13 protein-coding genes are annotated in these 12668 nt (G+C 37.6%); 11 read left to right on the top strand and 2 right to left on the bottom strand.

The window, feature by feature from the left end; translation table 11 throughout:
• Nucleotides 1-187: 187 nt before the first annotated feature.
• A complete protein-coding gene (gene htpG, locus G3I01_RS09540) occupies nt 188-2074 on the top strand; it encodes a molecular chaperone HtpG (protein WP_219547271.1) in 1887 nt (628 codons plus the stop codon).
• 98 nt (nt 2075-2172) lie between these two features.
• On the top strand, nt 2173-2988 hold the full coding sequence (locus G3I01_RS09535) for a DUF6503 family protein (protein ID WP_219547270.1): 816 nt from the start codon (nt 2173-2175) through the stop codon (nt 2986-2988).
• Between the two features lie 4 nt (nt 2989-2992).
• Here G3I01_RS09535 and G3I01_RS09530 read toward each other — a convergent pair whose 3' ends face one another.
• Nucleotides 2993-5233, bottom strand: coding sequence for a response regulator (locus G3I01_RS09530; protein ID WP_219547269.1), 2241 nt, complete (start codon nt 5231-5233; stop codon nt 2993-2995).
• 143 nt (nt 5234-5376) lie between these two features.
• Here G3I01_RS09530 and G3I01_RS09525 point away from each other — a divergent pair, with 143 nt between their 5' ends.
• On the top strand, nt 5377-5736 hold the full coding sequence (locus G3I01_RS09525) for a hypothetical protein (RefSeq protein WP_219547268.1): 360 nt from the start codon (nt 5377-5379) through the stop codon (nt 5734-5736).
• A 12-nt stretch (nt 5737-5748) separates the two neighbouring features.
• Nucleotides 5749-6324, top strand: coding sequence for an alpha-ketoglutarate-dependent dioxygenase AlkB (locus G3I01_RS09520; RefSeq protein ID WP_219547267.1), 576 nt, complete (start codon nt 5749-5751; stop codon nt 6322-6324).
• On the opposite strand, the gene G3I01_RS09515 is transcribed toward G3I01_RS09520, so the two are convergent.
• A complete protein-coding gene (locus tag G3I01_RS09515) occupies nt 6321-7121 on the bottom strand; it encodes a S1/P1 nuclease (RefSeq protein ID WP_219547266.1) in 801 nt (266 codons plus the stop codon). The genes G3I01_RS09520 and G3I01_RS09515 overlap by 4 nt on opposite strands.
• Nucleotides 7122-7245: 124 nt before the next feature.
• Here G3I01_RS09515 and G3I01_RS09510 point away from each other — a divergent pair, with 124 nt between their 5' ends.
• From G3I01_RS09510 to G3I01_RS09480, 7 genes are all read left to right on the top strand, one after another.
• Entirely contained in the window at nt 7246-8106 is an 861-nt protein-coding gene (locus G3I01_RS09510) for an SPFH domain-containing protein (RefSeq protein WP_219547264.1), read from the top strand.
• 2 nt (nt 8107-8108) lie between these two features.
• Nucleotides 8109-8591 carry a hypothetical protein gene (locus tag G3I01_RS09505; protein WP_219547262.1) on the top strand — a complete coding sequence of 161 codons (483 nt, stop codon included), beginning with the start codon at nt 8109-8111 and terminating at the stop codon, nt 8589-8591.
• A complete protein-coding gene (locus G3I01_RS09500) occupies nt 8588-9526 on the top strand; it encodes an alpha/beta hydrolase (protein ID WP_219547260.1) in 939 nt (312 codons plus the stop codon). Before G3I01_RS09505 ends, G3I01_RS09500 begins: the two co-directional genes overlap by 4 nt.
• 3 nt (nt 9527-9529) lie before the next feature.
• Nucleotides 9530-9700, top strand: a complete 171-nt coding sequence (locus tag G3I01_RS09495) for an Arc family DNA binding domain-containing protein (RefSeq protein ID WP_108172591.1) — start codon at nt 9530-9532, stop codon at nt 9698-9700.
• A complete protein-coding gene (locus G3I01_RS09490) occupies nt 9700-10509 on the top strand; it encodes an HAD family hydrolase (RefSeq protein WP_219547258.1) in 810 nt (269 codons plus the stop codon). Before G3I01_RS09495 ends, G3I01_RS09490 begins: the two co-directional genes overlap by 1 nt.
• A gap of 64 nt (nt 10510-10573) precedes the next feature.
• Complete coding sequence (locus G3I01_RS09485) at nt 10574-11839, top strand: DUF819 family protein (protein ID WP_219547256.1); 1266 nt, start codon at nt 10574-10576, stop codon at nt 11837-11839.
• Nucleotides 11840-11895: 56 nt separating this feature from the next.
• The gene (locus tag G3I01_RS09480) at nt 11896-12645 is read left to right on the top strand and encodes a DUF4369 domain-containing protein (RefSeq protein WP_219547254.1); all 750 of its coding nucleotides are present in this window, start codon (nt 11896-11898) and stop codon (nt 12643-12645) included.
• The last annotated feature ends 23 nt before the right edge of the window (nt 12646-12668 follow it).

Below are 12668 nucleotides of genomic sequence, written 5' to 3'. Positions count from 1 at the left end.
AACTTTGTTTAAGTAATTCACTTAAAGTTTAAACAATTTATTGTTAAAAATTTCATTGTCTCTTCATGTTCAGGTTTTTAGACGTTTTAGACAGTGGCTAATTACACATCGTGCCAGTTTGACAGCAAATCACTAATGGTATTTTTTTTGAAATCAGGAGAGTGAATCAAAATTTAAAACTATAAATATGGCAACCGGAAAAATAAATGTATCTGTTGAAAACATTTTTCCGCTCATCAAGAAGTTTTTATACAGTGATCATGAAATCTTTTTGAGGGAGCTTATATCAAATGCAACCGATGCGACTCTTAAACTTAAGCACCTTAGTAGCCTTGGCGAGGCCAATGTAGACTATGGTAACCCTGTGATCGAAGTGAAGATCAATAAAGAGAATAAAACGCTTCACATTACAGACCAGGGAATTGGGATGACCAAAGAAGAAGTAGAAAAGTACATCAACGAAGTTGCTTTTTCTGGGGCTGAAGAGTTCTTACATAAATATAAAGATTCCGCCAAGGACAGTGGAATTATCGGCCATTTTGGCCTGGGATTCTATTCGGCCTTTATGGTAGCGAATAAAGTTGAAATACTTACAAAATCTCATAAAGATGAGCCAGCCGCTCATTGGGTTTGTGAAGGTACTACAGAATTCACCCTTGAAGAAGGAGATAAAAAAGAGCACGGTACTGAGGTCATACTTCATATTAATGAAGATGACAAGGAATTTTTAGAAGAGAACCGTATTCAGGAATTATTGGTGAAGTATAACAAGTTTATGCCAATCCCGATCAAATTTGGAACCAAGGAAGAAACCCTTCCTCTTCCTGAAGATGCTAAGGAGGATGCAAAACCGGAAACTAAGACCGTTGATAATATCATCAACAATCCGGAACCAGCATGGACCAAGCAACCTACAGATCTTGAAGAAAAAGATTATAATGAGTTCTACAGAGAATTGTATCCTATGCAATTCGAGGAGCCATTATTCCATATACACTTAAATGTAGATTATCCTTTCAACCTTACGGGAATCCTTTATTTCCCTAGAATGGCCCAGGATATGAATATCCAGAAGGATAAAATTCAGCTTTACCAGAACCAGGTTTTTGTAACCGATAATGTTGAAGGTATCGTTCCTGAATTCCTAACTATGCTGAGAGGAGTGATAGATTCACCAGATATTCCACTTAACGTTTCCAGATCTTACCTGCAGGCAGATGGTGCCGTGAAAAAGATCTCTAGCTATATCACCAGGAAAGTGGCAGATAAGCTGAAGAGTCTTTTCAATAATAACAGGGAAGATTTTGAGAAGAAATGGAACGATATTAAGATCGTTATAGAATATGGTATGCTTACCGAGGATAAGTTCTTCGAAAAAGCAGACAAATTCGCTCTATATCCAACCACAGACGGCGAGTATTATACTTTCACTGAACTGGAAGAAAAGATCAAAGAAAACCAGACCGATAAAGACGGGAATGTGGTGGTGCTTTATGCTTCTAATGAAAATGAGCAGCACAGCTATATCGAAGCTGCGAAAGATAAAGGGTATAAAGTACTGTTACTGGATTCTCCAATCGTTTCCCACTTATTGCAAAAACTGGAAACTTCTAAAGAAAAGATCTCATTTGTACGTGTAGATTCAGATCACGTAGATAACCTTATCAAAAAAGATGAGGATAAGATCTCTAAACTTTCAGAAGAAGAAAAAGAGAAACTGAAAAGTGATTTTGAAAAGGTGATCCCATCAGAAAAATACACTATCCAGATGGAAGCTATGGACAGTAATGCTGCGCCACTTATCATCACCCAGCCCGAATTTATGCGTAGAATGAAAGAAATGCAGCAAACCGGTGGTGGTGGAATGTTTGGAATGGGTAATATGCCTGAAATGTATAACCTTGTGGTGAACACAAATCACGAACTCATCAATACAATCCTTAATACCAAAACAGAGAAAAAACAACAGCGTCTAATCAAGCAGTCCTTAGACCTGGCGAGACTTTCTCAGAATTTATTAAAGGGTGAAGAATTAACTAATTTCATCAAGAGAAGTTTTGAAATGGTAAAATAGGATCTATTTAGATTCCATTATGAACCGCTTTCCATTTGGGAAGCGGTTTTTTTATGTCAGTCCCTTTTCTTTCGTACTTTTAAACAAAACCTTTTCTAATGAAGAAAATAAGCCTCCTTTTCGCTTTCCTATTGATCATAAGCTGTAAACAGAATAATCCTGAAGAAAAAATTCCTGTAGAACCAGATAACGGAATTGGAGATGGAGCAACACCGCCTAAAGTATTCTCCTTTTCTGAGAATATTGAAGAAGCTCACAACAAAGCAGCTTTTATGACCAGGCAAGCCATTTCTTTCGATATCAATCTTGAATTTGGCGGAAGCACAAGGCTTGATGGAACGGTTAGCATGACCACTAATTCCTCTAAAGTAAGATTGGATAAATCAGACGGAACTTCCATCATTTATAACGGAGATGAAGTTTTTATAACTCCAGATTCAGCAAATGTAGAAGGTGCCAGATTTGATATTTTTACCTGGCAATATTTTTTCGCTATGCCTTTTAAATTAACAGACCCGGGAACAGTATGGGAAAAACAGGAATCTCGAGAATTGGATAGCCTTGAATATGAAACTGCTAAGCTGAGTTTTGAATCGAACATAGGCGATTCACCAGACGACTGGTATATCATTTATAAAGATCCAGAAACAAACCGGCTGAAAGCGGCAGCATATATTGTAACCTTTAGTAAAGAGCGAGAGAAGGCAGAAGAGGATCCGCACGCTATAATTTATTCAGATTACCAGAATTATGAAGATGTAGGTCTAGCAACGAAATGGAGCTTCCATAACTGGAGCGAACAGGATGGTTTTGGTGAAAAACTAGGAGAGGCTACTCTTTCGAATTTTAATTTTTTCAAACCAGAGGAAGGTTACTTTGAGGCACCCACTGCAGCTAAACCAGTGAAGAAATAAGTATTTAAACTTCTTCAGTTAATTTATTAATACTTAGATTTTTATAGACGATCTGGTAGAATTGCTGCACATCATAAGGTTTAATAATAATCCCACTCATGCCTGCCGCCTGGATCTCTTCCCTGATCTCCTCTACCTCAACGGCGGTAAGCGCAAGAATTGGAATATCCCGGTTAAATTTTCTGATCTCCAGAGATGCTTCCAGACCAGAAATTCCCGGCATATTGACATCCATTAAAACCAGGTCATACTTCCCGTTATTAACCATTTCAATTGCCTGATGTCCGTCTCCGGCAACCTCACATTCAAAATCTTTCTTTTCCAGGATCCTTTTGGTAACCACCTGGTTAATCCTGTTATCGTCCACTATTAAGATCTTCTTTTTCCCGGAATGATCAATAAAATCTGAAGGCTCGATCTCTGTGGGCTGTTCCTTTTTAGAGTTGTCCTTTTTAAAGGTTATGTAAAAACTAAAGGCAGAGCCCTCTCCTTCTTTACTTTCAAGGGTGATCCTGGAATTGAAAAGTTTCAGTAACCTTTTCACTATAGGAAGTCCGAGACCGGTGCCCTGGTAATTATAATTTGAATTGCTCAACTGAGAGAATTCTTCAAAGATCACCTTCTTTTTACTTTCCGGAATCCCGGGGCCGTCATCTTTGATCTCAAAAAATATTTTCGATCTATCTTCTGAAGAATCAGTTTGTTTTGCGGTTATATATATATTTCCTCTTTCGGTAAATTTCGTGGCATTCCCCACCAGGTTCATAAGAATCTGGGAAAGCCGTATGGAATCTCCAATTAAGAAAGTTGGTATGTCCTTGTCTACCTCCAAGTGGATAATGTTCTTGTTCTGAACTCTCGTAAACTCAAAGCTATTTACAATACTGTTCATAAGATCATTCAGGCTGAAAGAAACATTTTCCAGTTTCACCTCATTAGACTCCATCTTGTTCATTTGGAGTACATCATTGATAAGGGCCAGTAAATAATCTGCTGAGAATTTTAAAGACTTAAGGTCAGCCTTATGTTTATTCAGACTCTTATCTTCCAGTAAAAGGGAAGTTAAACCCACTACTCCATATAACGGAGTTCTTATTTCATGACTTACGGTACTGAAAAACCTGGTTTTTAATAATGAAAGTCTTTCGGCCTCGATCTTGGCATCCCTATACTGGATGTTCTTGAATTTCAGTTTCTCAATTAGGTTTTGCCGGTCCCGGTTAATTTTATACAGAAATACCAGGATAAAGATCATTCCTATGGAAGAAAAGACCATGACCACCACCTTCTCTTTAGATTTCTGAATGATGTCATGTTGATACTTCTGCTCCTTCTCTGCAATTAAAAGATCCTTCTTATACTGGTTAATATTATATTTAGCGTTAGCGACCTCTGTTTGCTTTAACTTCTCGCTTTCGAAGATCATAGATTTAAAATCTATAAACTTTTGCTGGGCGGAATAGGCAGCCTCATAATCTCCTTGTCTCGCCAGCATTTTTGAATACTCCTGATATGCCTCTGCAGCCTCAAATATCAAACTATCTTTTTCTGCTAACTCAATAGAGGTCTCAAAATAATACTTAGCGGTATCGAATTGTTTTTTATGAGAATAATACCTGCCGTGAAGCATATATATTGGTGAATAGAAATAATCAATTTCTTTAAGATATTCCGGTTTTTCCTGAACCAGAGAATCCATTAATTCCAGAGAACCATAGATATAAGGAAATGCTTTTTCGAACTGACCGTCATCCAGGTATGTCCATCCAATATTCGTCTTGGGAGCGATAAGTTCTGAAGTAGCACCAATTCTATTAGCGATATCTATTACTTTATTGTAATAAGCGATTCCCTTTTCCTGAGTTTCCGGGATCTCTGAATAAATATTTCCAAGATTATTATAAGAATGCATTAGAACAGTGTCATTCTTACTTAGTTTGGCATATTCCAGACCAAGTGTATAATTTTTACGAGCACGCGCACTATCCTCCTGATCGGTATAAGCATGGCCTAAATAATTGTAAGCCTTAGTAACGTAGTAAAAATTTTCCTTGTCTTTTGCCAGGCCCAAAAGGTTATGGGACTGCTCTATCGCCTGTTCATAATGGTACTTACCCATCTGATCTGCAATAGTTTCCGAAATAACCCTGAGTGAATCTTCAGAAATCTCATCAGATGTTTGTGCCCCGGAATTATTCCAGAGAAAAAAACACACTAAGAAGTAAAGAAAGTAATTCTTCTTCAAAAGTTGGTTAGGTTTACAGTTAGATTTCGGGCTTTGAAATTACTCTAATTAAAGTACTTACGCAACATTTATTTACTGTATAGATATTTTTATCTAATTTCTTCAAATGCTAAATTCTATTATCTTCAACAAAAATTAATTTCATGACCTATCCATGGCACCTTTACTTAATGGCAATAATGTATACCATTGCTGGTATATTTCATTTCATAAAACCAAATATGTACATGAGGATAATGCCGCGCTACCTCCCAGCACATAAGGCCCTGGTGCTTTTAAGCGGATTGGTTGAAATTATTCTTGGTATTGCATTAATGTTCCCAAAGACGAAAGATTATGCTATTTATGGTATCATCCTAATGCTGATTGTGTTCTTACTGGTGCACTTTTATATGTTATCATCAGAAAAGGCTGGTGCTGGATTTCCAAAATGGGCTCTAATTGCAAGAATTTTCCTACAATTCATAATCATCTGGTGGGCATGGTATTATTTAAGATATTAGAACTAAAACCCTATGAAGATTGATCTTTTAGATGCAGACCTGGAATATTATCCAGATTTTTTAGAAAAGAAAAAGGCTGATTTTTTTCTAGAACATCTTCAAAAACTGGAAAACTGGAGACATGATAAAATAAAGCTTTTTGGCCGTGAGATCTATCAACCAAGATTAACCGCTTTATTCGGTGAAGCTGGAAAAACCTATACCTATTCAGGTCTGGAAATGAAACCAGATCCTTTCACCAGCGAGCTTGATGAGATCAGGAAAGGCTGTGAGTTATATTGCCAAACTAATTTTAATGTTTGCCTGGCGAATTATTATCGGGATGGCTCAGACAGTATGGGGTGGCATTCTGATGACGAAAAGGAATTAGGAAAAAATCCTATCATTGCTTCGGTTAGTCTGGGTGCCGAAAGGATCTTCCATTTGAAACATAAAAAAGACACAACGGCTAAGCATAAAATAAGGCTGCAACATGGCAGCCTTTTAATTATGAAGGGCACTACTCAGGAATTCTGGAAACATCAGCTCCCAAAAACCAAGAAACAAGTGAACCCAAGGATAAACCTTACCTTCAGAAAGATCTTTTAAGAATCTTTCTCATTTCCAGAATAAATATCATTAAGGATCTTAGCTAAACGTATACCTCCTTTTTGCAATTGAGTAAGTACTGTAGGCATATGTACATACATATAAGCATAGCCCAATTTTTCACCATTTTCAACTCCAGCATAAAGATCTTCAGCCATCGCCCTGGATTCATAAACCCAGTCTAATAACTTTCCTTTCTGAATAGATTTTATTTCAGACTTCTTCAGATCCTTAGTATTCATAGCAAGTTCTGTATAGCTCATCTGGTAAAAATTGATCATTTCACTATCCCATACCCTGTGAATATTAGACCCATCGTTGAACCAACGTACCTGAATATCATTTCCTCCTTTATCTTCGGCGTGACCGGTATGAAAAGGCTGATGTAAATCCCCTACAAAATGAACTAACATCTTTAAATGGAATTCCTTTTTCTCTTCTGAAGCACTATCATCCTTTAAAACATCCACGCATTTTCTAATGGCCTGCACCAAATCTCCGTCCTCACTCGCCTCTTCAACTACGTATTTATCTGCATCGGGATCTATATTTACATAATGCCAAGGTCCATATTTCCTATAGTCTGGATCACTTTTAATATCATCGGCATAATTAGCGACAAACGCAAGGCCATAACCCCCCAAAAGATCGTTAATAGCTTTTTTTGCCTTTTCACTAAGGTGATTTTCAGCAATTTCTGCAGTGGCCCTATGCCCTGTTTTACCCCAATCATCCTCAGAAGCAAATCCAAAAGCTGAAGAAAATATCAAAAAAGCTGCAAAAAGTATGTTTTTCATATTCTTTATTATTTGCGGCAAATATAAACAAGCCTTTAAAAAATAACTGTTAAGAATACAAACAGTTTAAAATTTAATATCATATATTTATGATATCATTTTAATATCATAACATATTTCAATCATGACACAGGAAAAATCACTAAAGGCCTTTAACGGTTACGTAATGTTATTTCTCTTCCTAATCTTATTCTTAGGAAGCATCATCGCTGTTCTAACTACCGGCAATCCGCTATGGGGAATTGCTTTCATTATTTCTATCATTATTCTGCCGGGTCTTATCCTTGTAAACCCTAACGAATCCCGCGTACTTTTACTTTTTGGAGATTACAGGGGGACCGTAAAACAAAATGGATTATTCTGGGTAAATCCTTTTTATACTAAAAAGAAAATATCCCTGAGAGCAAGAAATTTTGACAGTGAACGTCTTAAAGTGAATGATAAATTGGGTAATCCTGTGATGATCAGCACTATCCTGGTATGGCGGGTTATGGACACATTTAAAGCATCTTTTGACGTTGATAACTTTGAAAATTTTGTGGTTGTTCAAACAGATGCCGCCGTTCGAAAACTTGCCAGTTTATATCCTTATGATAATTTTGCCGATGAAGGGCTTGATGAAGATATCACACTAAGATCTAGTGTGAATGAAGTAAGCGATGCCCTGGAAAAAGAACTTGAAGAAAGATTGCATATAGCCGGGATCGAAGTTCTGGAAGCAAGGATCGGGTATCTTGCTTATGCTAACGAGATTGCCAGCGCAATGTTGAAAAGGCAACAGGCTACAGCCATAGTTGCCGCGAGACATAAGATCGTAGAAGGTGCCGTAAGTATGGTTGAAATGGCTCTAGATGAATTAAGCAGAAAAGAGGTTGTAGATCTTGATGGTGAAAGAAGAGCTGCTATGGTTAGCAACCTTATGGTGGTCTTGTGTAGTGATAAAGACGCAACCCCTGTTGTAAATGCCGGCACCCTGAATCATTAAAAATGCGAATTTTCAAGGAAGAACAAGCCTTTAGACAATGGGGATTGATCGCGATTCTAGGAACAACCCTAATAGGAAGCACACTTTCTATTATATATAAGTATAGAAAAAGTGACCCAATAAATTATGAATTTCTAGGCTTTGGAATTATAGTTTTGGTCATTTTGATCATATGCGTATTAAGATTACACACCAGGATCGATGCCAACGGAATCAAAACCAGGTTTGAACCTGTTGGTTATTTCAGAAAAGAATTCAAATGGAGTGAGATTAACCAGTGTTATGTTAGGAAATACTCACCATGGTCGGAATATGGTGGCTGGGGAATTCGAGTATTTCGAAAGGCTAAGGCGTATAATGTGTCAGGAAATATGGGGATACAGATTATTACAAAAGACAAAAAGAAATTCCTGATAGGAACCAATAAACCTGAAGAAGCAAGGAAAGTTATCCGGCGATATCAGGAAAAACTAAATCGAACATGAAAAAATTCATTATTACATTCCTTTTATCAGCCATTTCCCTAACAGGATATGCACAGGCTGAAACCTATTCTGAAGCGGAATTAAATATTAATGAGCTTATCGAGGGCACTATTACAAGACCTATAGATCAAAAAGCTGAAAGTGTAGTTATTTTCATTCAGGGATCAGGCCCTACCGACAGGGATGGAAATCAATCCATGATGAAGAACGACGGGATCAAGAAAATGGCCCGGGAACTTACCAAAAATGGTATAGCTTCTTATCGTTTTGATAAAAGGATCTTTAAAATGACGGAACTTAAAATGAAAATAGAAGACCTAACTATTTCAGATATGGCTGGAGATGTGGTCGATATTCTTAATTATTTTAAAGCGAAGGATGAATTTGAAAATTTCATCATAGCCGGTCATAGCCAGGGATCGCTAATTGGGATATTGGCTTCGAAAGAAAATGCAGATGCGTTTATTTCTCTAGCTGGACCAGGACAACCAATAGATGATATAATAGTGGAACAGTTTTCAAAGATGGCCCCTGAACTGGGAGATAGTACCCGCAAGAAATTTGACGAGCTAAAGGAAAAAGGAAGTACAGAAAATGACAATCCCATGCTGGCTTCAATTTTCGCTCCGTACGTTCAACCATTCATTAAAACCTGGATACAATATGATCCTTCAGAAGAAATAAAAGATCTTGACATCCCGGTTTTGATCATTAATGGGACCATGGATATCCAAACGGAACCTAAAGAGGCTGAAATGCTGCATTCGGCTAATGAAAATTCCAAACTGGTATTGCTCGAGGATATGAATCATATCTTCAGAAAGGTAGAAAGCAAGGACAGACTGGTAAACACAAAATCCTATAACGAACCCAACAGGCCTTTACATCCTGAATTGATTCCGGTTATCACCAATTTTATCAAAGAACTTGAGTAAATTATGGGCAAGAAAAAAGCATTCGCCTTACGAGTAGATGAAGATATGCTTAAAGCTATCGAGAAATGGGCTTCAGATGAATTTCGAAGTACCAATGGGCAGATAGAATGGATGCTTAACAAGGCTTTAAAGGAAGCAAAAAGAAACCCCAAAAATAAAAAGCAGGAAGAATAATGTTCAAAATAATATTTTCAGACATTGATGGCACTTTGCTGAATGCCGAAAGAGACTTATCAGATTATACTGTAGAAACTATTAAAAAACTAAATGATTCTAAGATTCCGTTTATTTTAATTTCTTCAAGAATGCCCGCGGCTATGAGGCATCTTCAGAAAAAAATGGAAATTGAACACCTACCTTTGATTAGCTATAATGGCGGATTGATTCTGGTAGATGGACAATCGGTCAGCTCTACCGAAATACCTATTGAAATTCTTAGTGAACTATCCAGTTTCAATGAAAACCTCGATGTACACTTAAGTCTATTTCACAATGACGAATGGTATGTCCCGAAAGATGATTTCTGGACTAGACGGGAGATTAACAACACTAAGGTAAATCCTGAATTTGAAAGCAACAGCAATGTTATTTCTAAATGGAAAAGCGAGGAAAAGGGAGCTCACAAAATCATGGCAATGGGTGAAGAGGAAAATATAGACCGCATTCGGGATTTCCTACTAGAAAATTATCCGGAAGATCTGCACCTATACAGGTCTAAACCTTCCTATCTGGAAATAGCTCCAAAAGCGATCTCGAAATTAACCGCAGTAGAACACCTACTAGAAAATCATTTCAGGATTCCCCTTTCTCAAAGCATGGCCTTCGGAGACAATTACAACGATATTGAAATGCTAAAAGGTGTAGGAATGGGTATCGCTGTAGGAAATGCAAAGCCAGAGGTACTGGAAATAGCGCATATGGTAACTACTACAGGAAAAGAAGATGGCGTAGCAAAAAGCATTTCAGAATTGCTCAAAATTTAAGTTTGTCCCGCCTTTAATCCTAAATAATAAAAATTGTATTTTGCCGGCCATCTAGTCTAATTTTATGGAAGAAACTACTTATTTTACTAATGACGCAATAGTCTTTGGACTTTTAATGCTCGCACTGGGCTTCGTTTTTTATACTTCATCAAAGAAAGATGGCTTTTGGGGGAAATTTTACAAAATTGTTCCCGCTTTACTAATGTGTTACCTTATCCCGGCGGTCTTTAATTCTTTGGGATGGATCGATGATGAGACCTCTCAGTTATATTTTGTAGCAAGCCGGTTTTTACTACCAGCCGCTTTAGTGCTTATGACGCTTAGTATAGATCTAAAGGCGATATTCAACCTTGGACCTAAGGCTTTGATAATGTTCTTTGCCGGAACTATTGGAATCGTTCTGGGTGGACCACTGGCCATTCTAATAATGTCTGTAATTTCTCCAGAAACTTTAGGCGGAGTTGGCCCCGATGCGATATGGAGAGGACTTTCTACAATTGCTGGAAGTTGGATTGGTGGAGGTGCCAACCAGGCCGCTATGTTAGAGATCTATGAGTATAACCCCGAATTATACGGAGGTATGGTCTTAGTTGATATTGTGGTTGCAAACCTCTGGATGGCCATCATCCTTATGGGAATTGGTAAAAATGAAAGTATCGACAATTGGTTAAAGGCAGACAATTCTGCCATACACGAGCTTAAAGAAAAGGTGAGCAGTTATGCTGAAAGCGTAACCAGAATACCTACCCTGCCAGATTTTATGATTATGCTGGCTCTAGCCTTTGGTGCAGTGGGAATTGCACATTGGGGCGCTGATGGAATGTCTGAATATCTTCTGGCTAATTTTGAAATCTTTAGTGATTCAAAAAGCGCGCTTTCCTCATTTTCATCACAGTTCTTCTGGATGATCACTATAGCTACTGCCATCGGAATAATTCTTTCTTTCACTAAAATGAAAAAATATGAAGGAGCCGGAGCAAGTAAGATCGGAAGTATTTTTATCTATATCCTGGTCGCTACCATCGGGATGAAAATGGACCTTGGAAAGATCTTTGAAAATCCCGGACTATTAGGCATCGGTCTAATCTGGATTTTGATTCACGTAATAGTATTAATCACCACCGCGAAACTTATTAAAGCACCTTATTTCTTCCTCGCCGTAGGAAGCCAGGCAAATGTAGGTGGAGCGGCGTCTGCGCCGGTAGTGGCAGCAGCCTTCCACCCTTCTCTAGCTACTGTTGGAGTATTGCTTGCAGTCTTTGGATACGTGGTTGGAACTTACGGTGCGATCTTGTGTACAATTTTAATGCAAATAGCTGCTGGGAGTTAGTATTAAACAGAAAAATATAAGATATTTGCCCACCTTAAAAAATCTGAATTCAACACATGAAAAAATTAGCTCTTCTTTTAGTTTTTATAATAAGCATAACAGCTTGTTCAGAGAAAGAAAGCAACCTTACTGTTAGCGGAGAAGTTAAAGGCCTTAAAAAAGGAACCCTTTACCTTCAGAAAATAAAGGACACCGTTCTTGTAAATGTAGACTCTGTGGTAGTTGATGGTGACCCAACCTTTGCTATGGAAACTTATATAGAGAGTCCGCAGATCATGTATCTCTATTTAGAAAAAGTTGATAATAACAGATATGACGATCGTATAGATTTTTTCGCAGATAAAGGTGAGGTAACCATTAATACAAACCTTGAAAAATTTGAAACTAACGCGAAAATTGTGGGTTCTGTAAACCAGGAAAAATTAATAGAATACCGCAAGATGATTAGTAGGTTCAACGATCAAAATCTTGAACTTATCAAGGAAAGTTTCGAGGCTGAGAAAGCTCAGGATGAGGAAAAATTAATGGAGATCGATAAGAAATATGACAAACTTCTGAAAAGAAAGTACTTATACACAGTCAATTTCGCCATTAACAATAAGGAGCACGAGATCGCTCCATATCTTGCTCTTTCTGAGGTATTCGATGCAAATATCAAATATCTGGATACGATCTATTCATCTCTAGCGCCAAAGGTGAAGAAATCTAAATACGGTGAAGAATTAAAGGACTTTTTAAAGGAGCGCAGAAAACAGGAAAAACTTGAAGAAAAAGTCGAAGATCAGGCCATGTATCAAAACTCTTAGAACAAAATAATTTCATAAATACA

Origin of the sequence: Gramella sp. MT6 (assembly GCF_019357415.1) — a bacterium.
Lineage (GTDB): Bacteria > Bacteroidota > Bacteroidia > Flavobacteriales > Flavobacteriaceae > Christiangramia.
The sequence above is the reverse complement of the archived record's forward strand: the minus strand, read 5'-3'. Positions and strand labels throughout refer to the sequence as shown.